The organism is Clavibacter zhangzhiyongii (assembly GCF_014775655.1).
In the GTDB taxonomy this organism is placed as follows: domain Bacteria; phylum Actinomycetota; class Actinomycetes; order Actinomycetales; family Microbacteriaceae; genus Clavibacter; species Clavibacter zhangzhiyongii.
In genome coordinates, this window is record NZ_CP061274.1 from 2,884,151 (window position 1) to 2,902,975 (window position 18,825).

20 protein-coding genes are annotated in these 18,825 nt (G+C 73.9%); 6 read left to right on the forward strand and 14 right to left on the reverse strand.

Annotated elements, in window-relative coordinates:
* Positions 1–22 precede the first annotated feature (22 nt).
* Both H9X71_RS13655 and H9X71_RS13660 read left to right on the forward strand, forming a co-directional pair.
* The gene (locus H9X71_RS13655; RefSeq protein ID WP_191147567.1) at positions 23–2,578 is read left to right on the forward strand and encodes a DUF4118 domain-containing protein; all 2,556 of its coding nucleotides are present in this window, start codon (positions 23–25) and stop codon (positions 2,576–2,578) included.
* On the forward strand, positions 2,575–3,279 hold the full coding sequence (locus H9X71_RS13660) for a response regulator (protein WP_191147568.1): 705 nt from the start codon (positions 2,575–2,577) through the stop codon (positions 3,277–3,279). The genes H9X71_RS13655 and H9X71_RS13660 overlap by 4 nt, the downstream gene beginning before the upstream one ends.
* A 22-nt stretch (positions 3,280–3,301) precedes the next feature.
* Here the strand turns inward: H9X71_RS13660 and H9X71_RS13665 are convergent, their stop codons facing one another.
* Entirely contained in the window at positions 3,302–4,234 is a 933-nt protein-coding gene (locus H9X71_RS13665) for a ketopantoate reductase family protein (RefSeq protein ID WP_191147569.1), read from the reverse strand.
* 81 nt (positions 4,235–4,315) lie between these two features.
* On the opposite strand from H9X71_RS13665, the gene H9X71_RS13670 reads away from it, so the two are divergent.
* From H9X71_RS13670 to radA, 4 genes are all read left to right on the forward strand, one after another.
* Positions 4,316–4,864: a TetR/AcrR family transcriptional regulator gene (locus H9X71_RS13670; RefSeq protein WP_191147570.1), complete on the forward strand. Its 549-nt coding sequence runs from the start codon at positions 4,316–4,318 to the stop codon at positions 4,862–4,864.
* 53 nt (positions 4,865–4,917) lie between these two features.
* The gene (locus tag H9X71_RS13675; protein ID WP_244961640.1) at positions 4,918–5,694 is read left to right on the forward strand and encodes an SGNH/GDSL hydrolase family protein; all 777 of its coding nucleotides are present in this window, start codon (positions 4,918–4,920) and stop codon (positions 5,692–5,694) included.
* 39 nt (positions 5,695–5,733) lie between these two features.
* Positions 5,734–6,093: a hypothetical protein gene (locus tag H9X71_RS13680; protein ID WP_191147572.1), complete on the forward strand. Its 360-nt coding sequence runs from the start codon at positions 5,734–5,736 to the stop codon at positions 6,091–6,093.
* A gap of 392 nt (positions 6,094–6,485) precedes the next feature.
* Positions 6,486–7,847 carry a DNA repair protein RadA gene (gene radA / locus H9X71_RS13685; protein ID WP_191147573.1) on the forward strand — a complete coding sequence of 454 codons (1,362 nt, stop codon included), beginning with the start codon at positions 6,486–6,488 and terminating at the stop codon, positions 7,845–7,847.
* 9 nt (positions 7,848–7,856) lie between these two features.
* On the opposite strand, the gene H9X71_RS13690 is transcribed toward radA, so the two are convergent.
* The 13 genes from H9X71_RS13690 to H9X71_RS13750 form a co-directional block, all read right to left on the reverse strand.
* Positions 7,857–8,171 (reverse strand): ArsR/SmtB family transcription factor, encoded by a 315-nt coding sequence (locus H9X71_RS13690; RefSeq protein ID WP_191147574.1) that lies wholly within the window; start codon positions 8,169–8,171, stop codon positions 7,857–7,859.
* Positions 8,172–8,272: 101 nt separating this feature from the next.
* On the reverse strand, positions 8,273–8,431 hold the full coding sequence (locus H9X71_RS13695; protein ID WP_086517094.1) for a zinc transporter permease: 159 nt from the start codon (positions 8,429–8,431) through the stop codon (positions 8,273–8,275).
* A 109-nt stretch (positions 8,432–8,540) separates the two neighbouring features.
* Complete coding sequence (locus tag H9X71_RS13700) at positions 8,541–9,200, reverse strand: hypothetical protein (protein WP_191147575.1); 660 nt, start codon at positions 9,198–9,200, stop codon at positions 8,541–8,543.
* An 88-nt stretch (positions 9,201–9,288) separates the two neighbouring features.
* Positions 9,289–9,831, reverse strand: coding sequence for an amino-acid N-acetyltransferase (locus tag H9X71_RS13705; protein WP_191147576.1), 543 nt, complete (start codon positions 9,829–9,831; stop codon positions 9,289–9,291).
* A 38-nt stretch (positions 9,832–9,869) separates the two neighbouring features.
* Positions 9,870–10,142 carry a hypothetical protein gene (locus tag H9X71_RS13710; protein ID WP_244961642.1) on the reverse strand — a complete coding sequence of 91 codons (273 nt, stop codon included), beginning with the start codon at positions 10,140–10,142 and terminating at the stop codon, positions 9,870–9,872.
* 1 nt (position 10,143) lies between these two features.
* On the reverse strand, positions 10,144–11,715 hold the full coding sequence (locus tag H9X71_RS13715) for a sensor histidine kinase (RefSeq protein WP_191149196.1): 1,572 nt from the start codon (positions 11,713–11,715) through the stop codon (positions 10,144–10,146).
* 53 nt (positions 11,716–11,768) lie between these two features.
* Positions 11,769–12,542 (reverse strand): response regulator transcription factor, encoded by a 774-nt coding sequence (locus H9X71_RS13720; protein ID WP_244961645.1) that lies wholly within the window; start codon positions 12,540–12,542, stop codon positions 11,769–11,771.
* A gap of 119 nt (positions 12,543–12,661) precedes the next feature.
* Entirely contained in the window at positions 12,662–13,690 is a 1,029-nt protein-coding gene (locus H9X71_RS13725; protein WP_191147578.1) for a TerC family protein, read from the reverse strand.
* A 176-nt stretch (positions 13,691–13,866) separates the two neighbouring features.
* A complete protein-coding gene (locus tag H9X71_RS13730) occupies positions 13,867–14,805 on the reverse strand; it encodes a TolB-like translocation protein (RefSeq protein ID WP_191147579.1) in 939 nt (312 codons plus the stop codon).
* Entirely contained in the window at positions 14,802–15,875 is a 1,074-nt protein-coding gene (locus tag H9X71_RS13735; RefSeq protein WP_191147580.1) for a sugar phosphate isomerase/epimerase family protein, read from the reverse strand. The genes H9X71_RS13730 and H9X71_RS13735 overlap by 4 nt, the downstream gene beginning before the upstream one ends.
* 100 nt (positions 15,876–15,975) lie before the next feature.
* Positions 15,976–16,812, reverse strand: a complete 837-nt coding sequence (locus H9X71_RS13740; protein ID WP_244961647.1) for an ABC transporter permease — start codon at positions 16,810–16,812, stop codon at positions 15,976–15,978.
* Positions 16,809–17,864 carry an ABC transporter ATP-binding protein gene (locus H9X71_RS13745; RefSeq protein ID WP_244961648.1) on the reverse strand — a complete coding sequence of 352 codons (1,056 nt, stop codon included), beginning with the start codon at positions 17,862–17,864 and terminating at the stop codon, positions 16,809–16,811. The genes H9X71_RS13740 and H9X71_RS13745 overlap by 4 nt, the downstream gene beginning before the upstream one ends.
* On the reverse strand, positions 17,857–18,801 hold the full coding sequence (locus H9X71_RS13750; protein ID WP_191147581.1) for a SagB/ThcOx family dehydrogenase: 945 nt from the start codon (positions 18,799–18,801) through the stop codon (positions 17,857–17,859). The genes H9X71_RS13745 and H9X71_RS13750 overlap by 8 nt, the downstream gene beginning before the upstream one ends.
* Positions 18,802–18,825 lie beyond the last annotated feature (24 nt).

Here is an 18,825-nt window from a genome sequence, read left to right on the forward strand (position 1 = left end):
ACGCGGGCAAGGAAGAGGAGACATGAAGCGCGGTCGACTGCGGGTGCTGCTGGGAGCGGCGCCGGGCGTGGGCAAGACCTACGCGATGCTCGAGGAGGGCAGGCGGCTGCGCGACGAGGGCGCGGACGTGGTGGTCGCGGTCGTGGAGACCCACGGCCGCGCCGCCACCGCGGCCATGCTCGAGGGGCTGGAGATCCTGCCCCGCCGCGAGGTGTCGCACCGCGGGGTGGAGATCACCGACCTCGACGTCGACGCGGTCATCGCCCGCCGGCCGGCCATCGCGCTGGTCGACGAGCTCGCCCACACGAACGCCCCCGGCGGCCGCAGCGAGAAGCGCTGGCAGGACGTCGACCTGATCCGCGACGCCGGCATCGACGTGATCTCCACCGTCAACATCCAGCACATCGCGTCGCTCAACGACGTGGTCGAGAAGATCACGGGCGTGCCGCAGCGCGAGACGATCCCCGACCGCGTGCTCCGCGAGGCCCACCAGATCGAGGTGATCGACCTCGCGCCCGAGGCCCTGCGCGACCGGCTCGCCGGCGGGCGCGTGTACCCGGCCGAGCGGATCGACGCGGCCCTCTCCCACTACTTCCGGCTCGGGAACCTCACGGCCCTCCGCGAGCTCGCGCTCCTCTGGCTCGCCGACGAGGTCGACACCGCGCTCGCCGCCTACCGCGACGAGAAGGGGATCGACGCGCGGTGGGAGGCCCGCGAGCGCGTGGTCGTGGCGCTCACCGGCGGCGCCGAGGGCGAGACGCTGCTGCGGCGCGGCGCCCGGATCGCGGCCCGCTCGGCCGGCGGGGAGCTCCTCGCCGTGCACGTCTCCAGCCAGAACGGCCTCCGCTCCGGCAGCCCGGAGGCGCTCGCCCGCCAGCGCGCGCTCGTCGACTCGCTGGGCGGCAGCTACCACCAGGTCGTCGGCGACGACATCCCGCGCGCGCTCGTGGAGTTCGCCCGCGCCTCCAACGCGACGCAGCTCGTGCTCGGCGTCAGCCGCCGCAGCCGCCTGGCCGCCGCGACCACCGGGCCGGGGATCGGCGCCACCGTGATCCGCGAGTCCGGCGACATCGACGTGCACATCGTCACGCACGCGGCGGCGGGCGGGCGCTTCCGGCTCCCGCGCATCCGCGGCGGCGCCCTCAGCATGCGGCGCCGGGTGATGGGCGCCCTCCTCGCGCTCGTCGGCGGCCCGCTGCTCACCTGGCTCCTCTCGGCGACGCGCTCGGAGGACTCCATCACGAGCGACGTGCTCTCGTACCAGCTGCTCGTGGTGCTGGTCGCGCTCGTCGGCGGGATCTGGCCGGCCCTGTTCGCGGCCGTGCTCTCCGGGATCACGCTCGACTACTTCTTCATCGACCCGCTCTACACGATCACCGTCGACGAGCCGCTGCACCTGCTCGCGCTCGTGCTCTACGTCGTCATCGCGCTGCTCGTCAGCTGGATCGTCGACCAGGCTGCACGCCGCACCCGCCTCGCCCGCCGCGCGGCCGCCGAGGCGGAGCTGCTCGCGACGGTGTCCGGATCCGTGCTCCGCGGCGAGGGCGCCGTGCACGCGCTCGTCAGCCGCACCCGCGAGGCGTTCGGCCTGCAGGGCGTGAAGCTCGCGGACCGCGACGCGACCATCGCGTGGGACGGCGTCGTCACCGGCGCGGCCGCGACCGACGTGCCCGTGGGGTCCCGCGCCGTGCTCACCCTCTACGGCGACGACCTCGAGGCGTCCGGCCGCCGCCTGCTCCGCGTCATCGCCGCGCAGCTCGACGCCGCGCTCGAGCACCGCGACCTCTCCGACACGGCCCGCGAGGTCGGCCCGCTCGCCCAGACCGACCGCGTGCGCACGGCCCTCCTCTCGGCCGTCAGCCACGACCTCCGGCGACCGCTCAGCGCCGCGACCGCGGCCGTCACCGCGCTCCGCTCCCCCGACATGCGCTGGGCCGAGGGCGACCGCGACGAGCTCCTGGCCACCGCCGAGGAGAGCCTCGGCACGCTCGCCGACCTCGTCACCGACCTCCTCGACGTCAGCCGCGTGCAGGCGGGCGTCCTCGGCGTGCGGCTGATGGACGTCGACCTCGACGACGTCGTGCTCGCCGCCCTCGACGAACTGGACCTCGGACCCGCCGACGCCGTTCTGGACCTCGCGCCGGACCTTCCCGGCGCAGTGGCGGATCCCGGCCTCCTGCAGCGCGTGGTCGTCAACCTGCTCAGCAACGCCGTGCGGCACGCGCCCGTCGGGGTGCCGGTGCGCCTCAGCACGAGCGCGTTCGCGGAGGCGGTGGAGATCCGCGTGGTGGACCACGGCCCCGGCGTCGCGCCCGAGCGCCGCGACGACATGTTCGTGCCGTTCCAGCGCCTCGGCGACACCGACAACGCGTCCGGCCTCGGCCTCGGGCTCGCGCTCTCCAAGGGCTTCACCGAGGGGATGGGCGGCACGCTCACCGCCGAGGACACCCCGGGCGGCGGGCTCACGATGGTGGTGGCGCTGCCGGCCTGCCGGGCGGGATCCGCGCCCGCCGCGCCCCCGGCCGGTGCCGCCGCCGCCACTGCCGCCGCCGCGCCCGCCTCGGAGGTGACCGCGTGAGGATCCTCATCGCCGACGACGACCAGCAGATCCTGCGCGCCCTCCGCATCACCCTCACGAGCCTCGGCTACGACATCATCACGGCCGAGGACGGCGCCGCCGCCATCCGCCTGGCCGTCGCCGAGAAGCCCGACCTCTACATGATCGACCTCGGCATGCCGCGGCTCGACGGCGTCGAGGTGATCCAGGCGCTCCGGCTCTGGTCGACCGCGCCGATCCTCGTGGTCTCCGGCCGCTCGGGCGCCGCCGACAAGGTCGAGGCCCTCGACGCGGGCGCCGACGACTACGTCACGAAGCCGTTCTCCATCGACGAGCTGCTCGCCCGGATCCGCGCCCTCGGCCGCCGCGCCGCGCCCGACGAGGACCGCTCGGCCGTCGTCGCGTTCGCCGACGTCACGGTCGACCTCGCGGCCCGCGTCGTCACCCGCGCCGACCAACGCGTGCGCCTCACCCCCACCGAGTGGCAGGTGCTCGAGCTGCTCGTGCGGAACCCCGACCGGCTCGTCTCCCGCCAGACCCTCCTCACCGAGATCTGGGGGCCGACGCACGTGAACGACAGCGGCTACCTCCGCCTCTACGTGGCGCAGCTGCGCAAGAAGCTCGAGCCGGACCCGTCGCACCCGCGGCACCTGCTCACGGATCCCGGCATGGGGTACCGGTTCGTGCCGGCGGGGGCGGGGCGGGCGCCGGGGGAGGCGTAGCCACCGCCAGCCGACGGACGCGTCAGCCTGCCGCTCGCGCGAGCCGCGGCGTCGCGATGCCGAGCTGCCGGGCCGTGCTCCGCGCATCCTCGAGGACGGCCCGGTGCTCGGCGGCGTCCGGATCGGTGTGCGCGGCGAGGCTCACCCGCGCGATCGGCACGAGGACGGTCGCGGCCGCCAGCATCCAGCCGGTCAGCCCGGGGAGCCGCCAGGGGACCGCGGCGGCGACGTGCCGGCGGAGGTCCACGTCGCGTGCCGCGAGGACGGGGAGCAGCTCCCGGCTGGCGAGGAACGCCTCCCGGAGCGCTCGCGGACGCCCGACCATGCGCGCGAGACCGCCCGCGGCCCGCGCCTGGGCGAACATGCCGGCGTCCATGGCGAAGTGCAGCAGCAGCCATCCCCGCATGTCCTCCTCCTCCCGGGTGCCGATCCCCGCTCGCCGGAACGCCGCGCGCACCAGCTGTCCACGACGACCGGCCGCGCGCCCGGACGCATCGAGGACGATCGATCGGAAGAGGGCGCCGTGCAGGACCCCGTCCGGCCCGAAACCCCCTCCGGCCTGGGGGAATCCGAACACCACCTGGTCGGCGGGGAGCGGGGCGATCGCCGCGAGCGGCTCGTCCCAGACGTTGCCGAAGACCAGCACGGTCGCGTCGCCGATGCGGGGCGCGAGGTACGCGGCGGCCTCCTCGAGGCGGTGGTGCCCGACGCTGAGCACGACGAGGTCGAACCCGTCCGCGGATCCGAGGTCCTCCCGCAGCCGCGTCGTGACGGAGCCGCGGACGCGACGGCCCAGGGGCGAGCGGCGCGCGTCCATGACGTCCGTCCGCACCTCGTCGCCGTACTCGGCGGCACGGCCCGGGCGCACGAGGAACTCGACCTCGTGACCGCCCTCCTGGAGCACCTGGCCGTAGATGGTCGCGATGACCCCGCGTCCGAACATGAGGATCTTCATGGCGCTCTTCCCGTTAAAGTGGAGACCATCTCCATGCTCACAGTATGTGGAGACTGTCTCCATATGTCAACGGGAGGGTGCATGGCCGAGGACAAGCCGCTGCGCGCCGACGCACGCCGCAACCGCGAGGCGATCATCGCCGCGGCGCGCGCCGTGTTCGAGCACGACGAGCAGCTGAGGTTCGACGACTTCGCCGCGCGCGCGGGAGTGGGCGTCGGGACGCTGTACCGCCACTTCCCCACCCGGGAGGCGCTCGCTGCGGCCGTCTACCGCGGCGAGGTGAACGCGCTCTGCGAGCGAGGCCGCGCCTCGTCGCTCCCACCGGCGGAGGCCCTGGAGACCTTCCTGCGCGCATTCGTGGACTACGTCCTCCAGCACGCCCCGCTCGCGCGCACGCTGGCCGGCATCGTCGACGACGCCGCCCGCGCCGAGGGCGGCAGTGAGCTCGAGCGCACCCTCACCGACCTGATGTCCCGAGGGGTCGCCGACGGCACCCTCCGCGACGACGTGAGCGCACGGGCCGTGATGATGGCGCTCCACGGCATCGGAGCCGCGGCCGACGGCCCTCGTCGCGCACCCGACGCCCGCGAGGTCGCGTCGCTCCTCGCCCGCGGCCTCCGCGTCGCCTGATCCCGCGACGGGCGGCCAGCCAGCACCCGGATCCACGCGCGTATGCTCCCGTGGTGCCCACGAGAACCACCCGCTCCGCCCGTCCCGCCGCCGTCATCGCCTCCCTCGCCGCCGCGCTCGGCGGCCTCACCGCCGCCGCCCTCGTGGTGCCGCGCCGCTTCGAGGCCGGCCGCCGCGAGCGCGCCGTCATCCTCAACGAGACGCTCCCCGTGAACTCGGCCTGGTGGCGCGAGCACGCGAAGACCGAGGGCGACCTCCTCTACGTGGCGCTCGGCGACTCGACCGCGCAGGGCATCGGCGCGAGCCGCCCGGTGAACGGCTACGTCGGGATCCTCGCCGACCGGATCCGCGCCCTCAGCGGCCGCACGGTCCGCACCGTCAACCTCAGCGTCTCGGGCGCCCGCGTGGCCGACCTCATCGACTACCAGCTCCCCCGCCTCGCGAAGCTGCAGCCGGACGTGGTGACCCTCGCGATCGGCGCCAACGACATCGCCGCGTTCGAGCCGGTCGCCTTCGAGCGCGACCTCGGCCGGATCCTCGACGCCGTCCCGCCGACCACCGTCGTCGCCGACCTGCCGTGCTTCCACTTCCCGACGAGCGAGCGCAAGGTGCGGGTGGCCAACGAGATCGTCCGCCGCCTCGCCGCCGACCGCGGTCTGCGCATCGCACCCCTCCACGCCACCACCCGCCGGCAGACGGCGATCCTCGCGCTCACGCAGGCCGCGGGCGACCTCTTCCACCCGAACGACCGCGGCTACCGCGTCTGGGCGAGCGCGTTCCTGCCGTTCCTCCCGGCGGCCGTACGGGCGCTGGCGGTGTCGGGGCGCTGACGCGCGCGTCGCGTCGTACCGCGTCCGTAGGGTGGTCGCATGGCCGACGACACCCCCGACGCCCGCTCCTCCGGCACGCTCTGGATGGTGATCGGGCTCGTCTCGGGTGCCCTGCTCGTCACCGGCGCGGGCGTCTCGCCCTGGATCTCCGCGGCTGCCTTCGCCCTGTCCGTATTCATGTACGTGCGTGTCCGCGGCCGTGACCGGGCCCTCGCGCCCCCGCCGACCGGCACGCTCTGGTTCGTGATCACGCTCATCATCGGCGCCCTGCTGATCACGGGCTCGATCGAGCCGCCCTGGATCGGCGCGGCCGCCCTCGCGGGCTCCGTGCTCCTCTACGTCCGTGCGCTGGGCCGGCTCAGGGCCCGCCCCGCGGAGGGCACGGTGCCCCGCGATTGACCTGCTTCCTCCATCAGCTCGTATGGCACGGGCTCGCGCAGTAGGCGCACCCGTTCACGTTGCTGTACATGCGACGCGCCGCGTTGACGGCTCCGCTGCAGGACGCGTGAAAACCGAGATCGACCCGGTTCGATTGAAGGGGCAGACGAACGCACGCGGCGAGGTCGTGGACCTCCCGATCACCATTCGGTTGGGAGTCTCTGTTCACGATGCAGTGGGGCATGCGAGACTCCTTCGTCTCCTCGGACGCGATGGGCGTCACGGCGAGTGGATCCGGGACGGATCCGGGTGGGCCTTCAAGGTAGGCGGAAGAGGGCGGGGCCCCGCAGCCCCGCATTGGGGTGACACCGGCCGGTCCGGGGGTGTCGGTGCCCGCCGGTAGAGTCCCCCGCATGGCCCGCATCCACACCACGTACCGCTGCTCGGAGTGCGGGTGGACGACCCCGAAGTGGGTCGGGCAGTGCGGCCAGTGCCAGCAGTGGAACACGGTCGCCGAGGTGTCGCAGACGCCCGCGGCGGCCGGTCGCGTCACCACGCTCACCCCCGCGGGGTCGAGCCAGGCGCGCTCGATCATGCACGTCGGCACGGCGTCCGCCAGCCACAGGCCGAGCGGCGTCGGCGAGCTCGACCGCGTGCTCGGCGGCGGCATCGTGCCGGGAGCCGCCATCCTCATGAGCGGCGAGCCCGGCGTCGGCAAGTCCACGCTGCTGCTCGAGGTCGCGGCGCGCGCGGCCGCCAAGGGCGCGAAGGTCCTCTACGTCACGGCCGAGGAGTCCGTCGCGCAGGTGCGCATGCGCGCCGAGCGCACGGGCGGGCTGCAGGAGTCGCTCATGATCGCGGCCGAGACCGACCTCGGCACGATCCTCGGCCACATCGAGCAGGTGTCCCCCGACCTCCTCATCGTGGACTCCGTGCAGACCGTCTCCAGCAGCACGTCCGACGGCCTGCCCGGCCACCCCGGCCAGGTGCGCGAGGTCGCCGTCACCCTCATCCGCGTCTGCAAGGAGCGCGACCTGCCGCTCCTCCTCGTCGGCCACGTCACGAAGGACGGCTCCATCGCCGGCCCCCGGCTCCTCGAGCACCTGGTCGACGTGGTCTGCCAGTTCGAGGGCGACCGGCAGACGTCGCTCCGCTTCATCCGCGCGCTCAAGAACCGCTTCGGTCCCACCGACGAGGTCGGCTGCTTCGAGATGGCGGGCGACGGCATCGTCGAGGTGCCGGATCCGAGCGGCATGTTCCTCTCGCGCGGCGTCCACTCGGTCTCGGGCACGTGCGTCACCGTCGCGATGGAGGGCCGCCGCGCCCTGCCCGTGGAGGTGCAGGCGCTCGTCGTCGACACGAAGGCGCCGCAGCCGCGCCGGGTGGTCAACGGCGTGGACGCGTCCCGCGTCGCCATGCTCCTCGCGGTGCTCGAGAAGCGCGCCAACGTGCGGCTCTCGGATCGCGACGTCTACGTCTCCACCGTCGGCGGCGTGCGGCTCACCGAGCCCGCGGCCGATCTCGCCATCGCCGTCGCGCTCGTCTCGGCCGTCAACGGCAAGGCGATGCCGCACGACCTCGCCGCGTTCGGCGAGATCAGCCTCGCGGGCGAGATCCGCGGCGTCACGTCGGCACCCCAGCGTGCGGCGGAGGCCCGGCGGCTCGGCTTCACGCAGATCGTCGACGCCGAGTGGGGGCCGCTGTTCTCCGCGCTCGGCCGCGCGTTCTCCCTCGCGAAGAGCGAGCGGGAGAAGGAGCTCGACGAGGCGTTCTGAGCGGCGGGCTCAGCGCGCGTCGACGGACCCGGCCGCGTGCTCGCGCACGTGCGCCACGGCGTCGTCCACCACGTGGGTCACGTGCGTGTCCGCCACCTCGTAGCGGGCGATGCGCCCGTCGCGCTCCACGGTCACGAGGCCCGACGACCGCAGCACGCGCAGGTGCTGGGAGACGAGCGGCTGCGACAGCCCGGATCCCTCGACGAGCTCGGTCACGGTCATCGCCCCCGTGGACAGCAGCCCCAGGAGGCCGAGGCGCGAGGACGACGACAGCACCTTGAAGAGCTCGGCAGCCTGCTCGAAGCCGGCGGGTGGGTACGTCACCTGGTCGATCCTACGACCGCGGCTCCCCCATGACGACGACGGGGACCGGGCCTCGTGGCCCGGTCCCCGTGTCGATCCTCGCGCGTCGCCGCGCGACGGGATCAGTGCTCGTCGTAGTGGTCGCCGTGCTCGGCGTGCTTGTGGCCGTCGTGGACGAAGTCGACGTGGTCCTCGTGCGTGACCGTCTCGTGACCGCAGTCGGTGCCGTGCTGGTGCTCGGCGACGGTGTGCTCGGCGTGGGTCTCGGTGGTGTCGGTCATGGTGCGTCCTAACGTCGGTGGAGCACCAGGATGACACTCATATGCACGGATTGCAATGTGTGCATCCAATTGATGACCGTTGTCATGTGGGCACGATGGCAGGCGCCGGTCAGTACAGCAGGAACGACTTCGGCTCGGCGCTCTTCACGCCCGCGACCTCGACCGAGAGCGTGTACGTCGCACCGCCGGCGGGCACGGCCGGGCGCTCCCGCTCCTGGCACGTGGTGGAGGACGAGCGCTGGCGCGACCACTCGAACGGCGACGAGGTCTGCGGCGTGCGGGCGGCGAGCTCGACCTGCGCGTCCTCGGCGCCCGTCTGGCAGTCCGTCGACTTCCAGTAGACGTCGGATCCGCTCGAGATCGTGAACACCTGCGTGGTCGTCCCGAGGTTCGCCGTGCAGGGCTCCATGCCCGTGTTGGTCACGGTGAAGGACAGCTTGGGGAGGACGCCCGCCTTGTACGACGGGGCGTCGGTGACGGGGGTGACGGTGAGCTGACCGACGGCGCAGGATCCGTCGGCGTTCGTCTCCGTGCCGGCGCTCGCGGTCGGGGTGGGCGTCGGGGTCGCCTCGGGGGCGGCGCCCGCGTCGTCCGCGGCGTCCGCGGTGGGGGTCGCGCCCGGCGCGGCGGTGTCGGCCGTGCCGCGGCCGAGGTTGGAGACGATGATCACGACGACGGCGATCACGGCCACCACGACGAGCAGCGCGAGCAGACGGCGGCGGCGGTACACGGCCGCGGACGGGCGGCCTCCGGGCGAGGTCGAGGACATGACGACAGGCTATTCGCGGGGCCGTCCGGGGCCCGGTCGCCGCGCCCGGGCGGGGCGGCAGCGGATCACGGACCGGGCGGCTCGGGCCCTAGAGCGCCTTGAGCATGCGCGTGTTGCCGAGGGTGTTCGGCTTCACGCGCGAGAGGTCGAGGAACTCGGCGATGCCCTCGTCGTGCGAGCGGAGCATCTCGTAGTAGATCTCCTGCGCGATGATCGACTCCGCGACCTCGTGGTAGCCGTGGCGCTGGAAGAAGCCGACCTCGAATGTCAGGCAGAAGAGGCGGCTGAGGCCGAGCTCGCGGGCGTCGTCCTCGAGGCGCTCGAGCAGCGCGTGGCCGACGCCGGTGCCGCGCGTGTGCGGGGCGGCGGCGAGGGTGCGGATCTCGCCGAGGTCCTCCCACATGACGTGCAGGGCGCCGCAGCCGACGACCTCGCCGGACGCGTCGACCGCGACCCGGAACTCCTGCACGTTCTCGTACAGCACGACGAGGTCCTTGCCGAGGAGGATGCCCTCCATCACGAGCGGCTCGACGAGCTGCTGGATCCGCGGCACGTCGCCGGTGCGCGCACGTCGCACGCGGATGCCGGCGGCGGGCTCCACGGACTCGGCGGTGACTGGCTCTGCGCTCACGGTGACGACCCTCTCGACCCGCGGCTCGGGCGCCCGGATCAGGGGTCCAGCCTATCGACGGGCGGCTCGGGCGTCCGGGGCGGGCCGTCCGCGCCGGCACCCCCGGCGTCGGGTGCGAGCCGGGCGATCATCCGCGGCGCGATCCACACGATCGCCACCACGCCGACCACCGCCCGCAGCCCCGCGAACACGAGCACCCACCAGCCGACCCCGTCGCCGCCGACCAGTAGCGCGATCCCGATCACCACGAGCGCCGCGTCCGCGACGAACGGCACGCGCAGCCAGAACAGGAGGCGGCGGACGGGATCCATGTCAGCCGCCGACGCGCGGGCCCGGGCGCCCCGCGACGGGCGCGCCCGACGGCGGCGCCCAGCGGTCGGCCACGGAACCCGCTGCCTCGCGCGCGTCCGCCCGCCGCTCCAGCGGCAGCCGCACCCCGAAGACCGTGCGGCCCGGCTCCGACTCCACCCACACCGCGCCCTGGTGCGCCGACACGATCGCCTGCGCGATCGCGAGACCGAGGCCCGTCCCGCCGGTGGAGCGGGCCCGGGATCCGTCGCCGCGCACGAAGCGCTCGAACAGGTTCGCCTGCAGATCGGGCGGGATGCCGGGGCCGTCGTCGGTGACGCGGATGACCGCGTGCCCGTCGGATCCGGCGCCCTCCACCGCGAGCGAGGCGACGACGCGCGTCCCCGCCGGCGTGTGGGTGCGGGCGTTCGCGAGCAGGTTGACGACGACCTGGCGGAGCCGGGCGTCGTCGCCGGGCACGGTGACGGGCTCCTCGGGCAGGTCGAGGTCCCAGTCGTGGTCCGGGCCGGCCGCGCTCGCGTCGCCGACCGTGTCGAGCAGGATGCGCGTGACGTCGACCGGGTCCGACTCCAGCTCCCGCCCCTCGTCGAGGCGCGCGAGGAGCAGGAGGTCCTCGACGATCGTGGTCATGCGCACCGACTCCGACTCGATGCGCGACAGCGAGTGCGTCACGTCCTCGGGCAGCTGATGCGGACCGCGGCGCGTGAGCTCGGCGTAGCCGCGGATGGAGGCGAGCGGCGTCCGCAGCTCGTGGCTCGCGTCGGACACGAACCGCCGCACCTTGGCCTCGCTCGCCTGCCGCGACGCGAGCGCGTCCGCGACGTGCCCGAGCAGGCCGTTGAGCGCGGCGCCGACGCGGCCGACCTCGGTGCGCTCGTCGGTGTCGGATGCGGGGACGCGCGCCTCGAGCGCGACGTCGCCGCGGTCGAGCTCGAGGGCGGCCACGTGGGTCGCCGTGTCGACGACGCGGTCGAGCGGGCGCAGCGCGCGGCGCACGATGAGCGCGCCCACGAACGCGGCGAGCGCGAGCGTGATCGCGGCGACCACCGTGATCACCACGATGAGCTGGTCCACCACGTCGTCGGCGGGCTTCGTCGGGAGGCCGGTGACGACGGTCGCTCCGGACGACGAGGTGCCGGCCACGAGCCGGTAGCTGCCGAGGGATCCGCCGAGGTCGACCGTGCGGGGGACGCCGTCGGTCGGCACGCTCTGCAGCTGCTGGCTCTGCCGCGTCGTGAGCTCGACCGCGCCCGCACCGCCCGGCTCGCCCTCGGCGGCGTCGCGGTCGGCGATGTACCCGCCCGAGACGACGCCGTCGATGATGGTCGCGCTGATCGTGCCGACCTGCTGGCCGAACGCGCCGAGCCCGCCGGGAGGCGCCCCGGGGAAGCTGCCGTAGCCGCCGGGATCCCGGTCGACGAAGCTCTCCGAGCGCGCCGCCGTGGCCTGCAGCTGCTGGTCGACCTGCCGCATCAGCGACGCCTGCAGCGCGAGGATGCTGACCGCCCCGATGAGGAGGCTCGCGAGCGCGAGCAGCCCCACGACGCTGAGGACGAGCCGACGGCGCAGCGTCATGCCGCGCCCGGCCGCGGTCACGCGATCGGCGAGGCGGGCGGCGAGCGGAGAGGTCACTCGGCGGCCTTGAGCATGTAGCCGCTGCCGCGCACCGTGTGGATCATCGGGTTCCGACCGGCGTCGATCTTGCGGCGGAGGTAGGAGATGTAGATCTCCACCACGCTCGACTTGCCGCCGAAGTCGTAGCTCCACACCCGGTCGAGGATCTGCAGCTTGCTCAGCACGCGGCGCGGGTTGCGCATCAGGTAGCGCAGCAGCTCGAACTCGGTGGCGGTGAGCTCGATCGGGGAGCCGGCGCGGGAGACCTCGTGGCTGTCCTCGTCGAGGCTGAGGTCGCCGACGCGGATCACCGGGTCGACGCTGTCGCTGACCACGAGCGTCGAGCGGCGGATGAGGCCCCGCAGCCGCGCGACCACCTCCTCCAGGCTGAACGGCTTGGTGACGTAGTCGTCGCCGCCCGCCGTGAGCCCGGCGAGCCGGTCGTCGAGGGAGTCCTTCGCCGTGAGGAACAGCACGGGGATGTCCTCGGCGTCGGCCCGCAGCCGCGACAGCACCTGGAGGCCGTCGAGGTCGGGGAGCATGATGTCGAGCACCACGGCGTCCGGCTTGAACTCGCGCGCGGCGGCCAGCGCCTGGTGCCCGTTCTCGGCGGTGCGGATCTGCCAGCCCTCGTAGCGCAGCGCCATCTGGAGCAGGTCGGTGAGGGACGCCTCGTCGTCGACGACGAGCACCCGGATGGGCGACCCGTCGGCGCGGGTGAGGCGGGGCTGCGGGGCGGCGGCGGGCTGGAAGCCGGAGGGCGGGGTGGTGGTCACGGGGACCATCATCCGCATGTTCCTATGAAGCGGCCATGAGCGGGCCATGCGACGACCGCGCCGTCGCGGGAGGACGACGACGGGCCCGGCGCGTGATGCGCCGGGCCCGGATCGTGCGGAGCTGCGGGGAGCTAGTGCGTGTCCTCCGTCGCGCGGGTGACGGGCTCGCCCTCGACCGTCTTCCGGTCGTCCTTCTGCTTGTCTCCGCGGGTCTTCGCGAGGCTCGCGACGGTGGCGACCGTGATGGTCGCGCCGATGAAGAGGAGCGAGAACCAGATCGGGATCTCCGGGGCCCACAGCATCGGCTCGCCGCCGTTGATGAAGGGCAGCTCGTTGACGTGCATCGCGTGCAGCACGAGCTTCGCGCCGATGAAGGCGAGGATGACCGCGAGGCCCTGCGAGAGGTACACGAGGCGCTCGAGCAGGCCGCCGATGAGGAAGTACAGCTGGCGGAGGCCCATCAGCGCGAAGGCGTTCGCAGTGAACACGATGTAGGCCTCGTTCGTGAGGCCGTAGATGGCGGGGATCGAGTCGAGCGCGAACACCAGGTCGACGAAGCCGATCGCGATGACGCAGAGCAGGAGCGGCGTCACGAAGCGCTTGCCGTCGATCTTCGTGGTGAAGCGGTCGCCGACGAAGTCGTCGTGGACGGGGAGGATCCGGCGGGCGATGCGCACGAACATGTTGTCCGCCGCGTTGCCGCCGTGGTCGCCCTTCAGCTGCTGGTACGCGAGCACGAACAGCAGCGCGCCGAAGATGTAGAAGACCCAGGAGAAGTTCTCGATGAGGGCCGCGCCGAGGGCGATGAAGCCCGCGCGCATGATCAGCGCGATGACGATGCCGATCATCAGCACCTTCTGCTGGTACTTCCGCGGCACCGCGAACCCGGTCATGATCAGCAGGAACACGAAGAGGTTGTCGATCGACAGGGCCTTCTCGGTGAGGTAGCCGGCGAAGTACTCGCCGCCGTAGCCCCACCCGCTCGTGGCGCCGATGCCGACGCCGAACGCCAGCGCGAGGCCGATGTAGAACGCCGACCAGCGGGCGGACTCGCCGATGGTGGGCTCGTGCGGCTTGCGCACGTGGGTGAAGAACTCGTAGACGAAGAACGCGATGGTGACCGCGATCGTGATGAGCCAGGTCGTGGGGGTGATGTTCACGGGGGTCTCCGGAAGTGAGGCCGACGGGATATCGGGACGGCGGGTGGCGCGGATCCCCATGGTCCCATGCGGGATCGCCCCGGACCGGGGAAATCCCTGCGACGACGCTCCGCGGATCGCCCGTCGAGGGAGCGGCCCGGCCGCCGGGCGTCCCCGAGCGACGGCCGCCGGTCGGCTCAGCTCAGGCTCGGCGCCGCGAACGGGTAGGCGACGTACGCGAAGCGGCGCGAGTCGGGCGCCCAGCTCGTGACGTTGAGGGTGCCCTGGCCGCCGGGGAAGGACGCGAGGTCGCGCGTGCGGTGGCTCTGCCGGTCGATGACGCGGAGGATCACGTCGCGGTCGGCCGGGTGCCCGAGCGTGCCGGGCGGGAAGCTCACGTAGACGATGTGCTCGCCGTCGGGCGACGGGTGCGGGAACCAGTTGACGCGCTCGTCGGAGGTGAACTGGTGCACGTCGGAGCCGTCGACGCGCATCGTGAAGAGCTGCGCGTGGCCCGGCAGGTCGGATCCGCGCTCGGAGTTGTAGTAGAGCCAGCCGCCGTCGGGCGAGAACTCGGCGCCATCGTCGGGGAAGCCGTCGTCGGTGAGCTGCGTCGTGGGGCCGCCGTCGACGGGGACCAGGTGGATGTTCGTGGTCCACTCGCCGCGCGCGTCGAGCTGGCCGCCGATGACGCTGAGCGTCGTGCCGTCGGGCGAGACGCCGTGGAGGTAGTTCTTGAAGCCGAGCGCCGGATCCCGGTCGGCCGTGATGCGTCGGCCCTCGCCGCCCGCTCCGTCGTTCCAGAGGACGCTGTAGAGGTGGCCGTCGCGGCCGGAGACGTACACGTGCGCGCCGTCGGGCGAGAAGACGTGGTCGTTGTTGATGGGCGGCACGCCGCCGAGGTCGACGGCCTGGAAGTCGACGGCGGGCTCGGGGAGGTCCGGATCCGGCTCCTCGGCCGACGGCGCGGGCAGCCGCCACAGGCCGCCCTCGGCGTTCACGACGAGCCAGCGGCCGTCGGGCGTCCAGTTCGGCGCCTCGATGTGCAGCACGGCCGACTCGGCGACCATGCGCTCGGCGCCCGTCTCCACGTCGACGACGAGGAGACGGGCCAGCTGGCCGTCGCGCAGCGTCACGCGGCCGATCCGGTGGAGCCCGTGGAGCCGGTGGAGCCCGCCGCGGGCGCGTCGTCGCGGTTGTTCGCGAACGCCGAGTCGAAGAGGCTGTCGGGCGTCGGCCAGAGGAGGGAGCGCACCTGCGCGAGGGCGTCGGGGGCGCCGTGGAGTCGGTCCATCCCCGCATCCTCCCACTCGACGGAGACGGGGCCGTCGTAGCCGATGCTCCGGAGCGCCCGGAAGGCGCGCTCGAACGGGACGTCGCCGTGGCCGACCGAGACGAAGTCCCAGCCGCGGCGCGGGTTGCCCCAGCCGAGGTGCGAGCCGAGCCGGCCGCCGCGGCCGTCGGAGGTGCTCACCTTCGTGTCCTTGGCGTGCACGTGGTAGATCCGGTCGGCGAAGTCGAGGAGGAAGCCCACCGGGTCGATGTCCTGCCACATCATGTGGCTCGGGTCCCAGTTGAGGCCGAAGCCGGGGCGGTGGCCGATGGCCTCGAGGGTGCGGCGGGTGGTCCAGTAGTCGTAGGCGATCTCGCTCGGGTGCACCTCGAGCGCGTACCGCACGCCCTCGTCGTCGAACACGTCGATGATCGGGTTCCAGCGGTCGGCGAAGTCCTGGTAGCCGGCGTCGATGACCGACTCGGGGACCGGCGGGAACATGGCGACGTACGGCCAGATGCGGGATCCGGTGAAGCCCGTCACGCGCGTGACGCCGAGGCCCGCGGCCGCCTTCGCGGTGAGCTTCAGCTCCTCCGCGGCGCGCTGGCGCACGCCCTCGGCCTGGCCGTCGCCCCACACCTTCGAGCGGAGGATCGCCTGATGGCGGAAGTCGATCGGGTCGTCGCACACGGCCTGCCCGGTGAGGTGCTGCGAGAGCGCGTGCACCTGGAGGCCGTGCCGCTCGAGGATCTCGAGCCGCCCGCGGAGGTACGTCGGATCCTCGGCCGCCCGCCAGACGTCGAGGTGCTCGGCGGAGCAGGCGATCTCGAGGGCGTCGAACCCCCAGCCGCTCGCGAGCCGGGCCACCTCCTCCAGCGGCAGGTCGGCCCACTGGCCGGTGAACAGGGCGACGGGGTTGGTGATCTGGGGCATGGTTCCCTCTCGTCGACGGTGACGGTGGTGGTGGCGCGGGCCCGGTGACGGCGCGCGGGATCCACGCTACACACCGGGCCGCGCGCCTCCACGGCGGACGTCAGCGAAAGTTCGCCGACTGCGTGCGCTGGTAGCCGGCCAGGGTGACCGCGCCGAGGAGCAGCGTCCAGGCCGCGAGGATCAGCAGCGGGAGTCCCACGACGGCCGCGTCCTGCCGGGCGGCCGCGCTCGCCAGCGTGCTCCACGCGCCCGTCGGCAGCAGCACCGTGAGCGACTCCCAGGGCGTGCCGCTCGTGTCACCGCCCGTGAACAGGCCGCCCGCGAACGAGAGCGGCAGGTACACGAGGTTGGCGAGGCCGAGGGCGCCGCGGGCGGGGAACCAGTAGCCCATCGCGAGGCCGAGCAGGGCCATCGGGACGGAGCCCGCGAGCACGGCGAGCGCGACGGCGGCGAGGGTCGGCGCGTCCACCCGCACACCGCCGGCCGTGACGCCCACGACCGCCACGGGCACCACGAAGGCCACCCCGAAGACGCACGCGACCGTGAGCTTCGCGGCCAGGCGGATCCACGCGGGCACCGGCGCCGTGAACAGCCACCGTTCCCACGGCGACTCCCGGGCCGAGGCCACACCCACCCCGAACTGGAACGTCACCGTGCCCAGCACCGAGAACAGGACGTAGCCGAGCAGGACGCTGAGCCGCGCGCTCGGCGGGCCGCCCTGCGGCAGGCCGACCACGACGTAGATGAGCACGGGGTAGGCGAGCAGCGGGAGCACGAAGGCGGGCATGCGGGCGTTCTGCGCGAGCTCGCTTGCGACGTGGGCGCGGTAGATCGCGAGGCGGCGCCGCGCGGTGGGGCGGGCGGGGGTCGCGTCGGGGGCGGGAGCGCCGGGGGCGGGGACGTCGGGGACGGCCGGCGGGCGCGGGGTGGCGGTCATCGGGGGCACCCCGCGGGATCCGCGCTGCGCGAGCGGCCGGGATCGTCGCCGGCGAGGTCGTCGGCGGCGAGGTCGTCGTCGACCGGGACGTCGTCGCCGTCCGGCCCGGGTCCCGCTCCGGCCGTCGGCGACGGCGGGGGTGCCGCCCCCGCCGCGCCGCCCGCGAGCACGCGCTCCACTATCTCGCCGAGCCCCGGCTCGACCACCGTGAGCTCGGGATGCGGCACGGCGGCGAGCACGAGCCCGGCCACGACGTCGGAGCGGTCGGTGTCGATGACCCACCGGATCCGCTCTCTCGCCCGCGGCTCCGCGCCGGACTCGGGCCGCGCCCCGCACGACCGCACCTTGCGCGCCTCGTGCGCCGTCGCGCCGAAGCCGACGCGCCGGACGCCCGCGAGCCCGCGGAAGTCGGCGGCGGTCCAGTGGCCGACGACGCGGCCGTGGTCGAGGCAGACGACGGTGTCGGCGAGCGCCGCGACCTCCTCCATGTCGTGCGAGGCGAGCAGCACCGTGCGCCCGGAGTCCCGCACGGCGGCGATGGCGTCGCGGACGGCGGCGCGCCCCGGGATGTCGAGCGCCGCGGACGGCTCGTCGAGCACCACGACGGGCGTGCCCGCACCGACCACGCACGCGAGCGCGACCCGGCGGCGCTCCCCGCCGCTGAGCCCGCCCGTCTGGCGGGACGCGAGGCGGTCGAGGTCGAAGCGGTCGATGGCCTCGGCCGGCGCCAGGGCGCGGGCGTGGGGCACGAGCGCGAGCGCCAGCACCTCGCGGACCGTGAGGTACTCGGGGAACGCGAGCGCCTGCGGCATCACCGCGACGAGCGACGCCGTGGGCCCGCCGCGCCGCACGTCGTGGCCGAGCACGCGCGCCCGGCCCGTGTCGGGTCGGCGCGTGGCGGTGAGCACGTCGATGGCCGTGGTCTTGCCGGATCCGTTCGGCCCCAGCAGCGCGTGCACGAGCCCCGGTGCGAGCGCGAACGACGCGGCGTCGAGGGCACGCGTGCGGCCGAAGGTGCGGGTGATCCCGTCGAGCTCCACCGCGTCAGTCATGGGATGCCTCCTCCTGGCCGAAGCGACGCGCGGCCGGCTCGGCCCCGCCGAACGAGATCGCGTAGAGCGACGACTGGGTCACCCCGTCGAGCCCGAGCACCGCGTCGAGCTCGTGGTCGACGAAGCCGACCCAGCCGAGCACGGGCAGGCCCAGCGCGGTCGCGACCAGGAGCGCGTTCTGCCCCACGTGCCCCGCCTCCAGCAGCGTGAGCCGGTAGCCGCGCATCCCGTACTTGCAGCGCGAGCGCTCGAAGCTGCCCGTGATGACGACCGTGACCGCGGCGGTCTCCGGGATCGGCGCCATGAGCGACGGCGCCGCCCGGCGGAAGCGCGCCAGCCGGGACGCGCGCTCGAGCCCGGACACGTCCACGAGCGTCTCCTCCAGCGGGTCGAGCTGGTGGATCCCCGGCTCGAGCCCCGTCACCGCCCGCGCGACCACGTGCAGGTCGAGCGGGTACAAGCCGCCTCCCGAGGGCACGTGCCTCCCCGGCGTCCCGTCGCCGCGCGGCCCGTACGCGTACCGCAGCACCGTGGCGAGCTCGGCCAGCTCGACCGGCCGGCCGAGCGTGCGCGGCTCCGCCGAGCGTCGCGCCGCGAGCGTCGCGCCCAGCTCGTGCCGCACCGGCAGCGCGCGCGGCAGCGGCACGGCCGGGAGGAGCCGCGGCGCGGAGGTGGCCCCGCCCGGACCCGCGTCCTGGATGCCCTGCGCCTCCTGCGCCATCTGGTGCGCGTACCGCACGTCGGTCCAGCCGGGATGCGTGATCCGCGTGATCTTCGACGCCTCGTGGAAGTCCTCCGCCGGGTCGCCCGCCGGGCGGTCGACGGCGCCTCCGACGCTGAAGATGGGCCCCATGCTGCCGAGGGAGCGCGCGGTCGCGGCCGGCTCGCTCGGGCGCTCCCTCCGGTCGGGGGCGGCGTCGGTCTCGATGGTGCTCATGGGATCCTCCTGGTGCGGCGGGCG

Coding starts and splice junctions, on each gene's coding strand:
- H9X71_RS13750 (WP_191147581.1), bottom strand. CDS start 18,801: ATGAGCACCATCGAGACCGACGCCGCCCCCGACCGGAGGGAGCGCCCG.
- radA (WP_191147573.1), top strand. CDS start 6,486: ATGGCCCGCATCCACACCACGTACCGCTGCTCGGAGTGCGGGTGGACG.
- H9X71_RS13715 (WP_191149196.1), bottom strand. CDS start 11,715: ATGACGCTGCGCCGTCGGCTCGTCCTCAGCGTCGTGGGGCTGCTCGCG.
- H9X71_RS13655 (WP_191147567.1), top strand. CDS start 23: ATGAAGCGCGGTCGACTGCGGGTGCTGCTGGGAGCGGCGCCGGGCGTG.
- H9X71_RS13720 (WP_244961645.1), bottom strand. CDS start 12,542: ATGATGGTCCCCGTGACCACCACCCCGCCCTCCGGCTTCCAGCCCGCC.
- H9X71_RS13695 (WP_086517094.1), bottom strand. CDS start 8,431: ATGACCGACACCACCGAGACCCACGCCGAGCACACCGTCGCCGAGCAC.
- H9X71_RS13665 (WP_191147569.1), bottom strand. CDS start 4,234: ATGAAGATCCTCATGTTCGGACGCGGGGTCATCGCGACCATCTACGGC.
- H9X71_RS13670 (WP_191147570.1), top strand. CDS start 4,316: ATGGCCGAGGACAAGCCGCTGCGCGCCGACGCACGCCGCAACCGCGAG.
- H9X71_RS13700 (WP_191147575.1), bottom strand. CDS start 9,200: ATGTCCTCGACCTCGCCCGGAGGCCGCCCGTCCGCGGCCGTGTACCGC.
- H9X71_RS13680 (WP_191147572.1), top strand. CDS start 5,734: ATGGCCGACGACACCCCCGACGCCCGCTCCTCCGGCACGCTCTGGATG.
- H9X71_RS13710 (WP_244961642.1), bottom strand. CDS start 10,142: ATGGATCCCGTCCGCCGCCTCCTGTTCTGGCTGCGCGTGCCGTTCGTC.
- H9X71_RS13745 (WP_244961648.1), bottom strand. CDS start 17,864: ATGACTGACGCGGTGGAGCTCGACGGGATCACCCGCACCTTCGGCCGC.
- H9X71_RS13740 (WP_244961647.1), bottom strand. CDS start 16,812: ATGACCGCCACCCCGCGCCCGCCGGCCGTCCCCGACGTCCCCGCCCCC.
- H9X71_RS13735 (WP_191147580.1), bottom strand. CDS start 15,875: ATGCCCCAGATCACCAACCCCGTCGCCCTGTTCACCGGCCAGTGGGCC.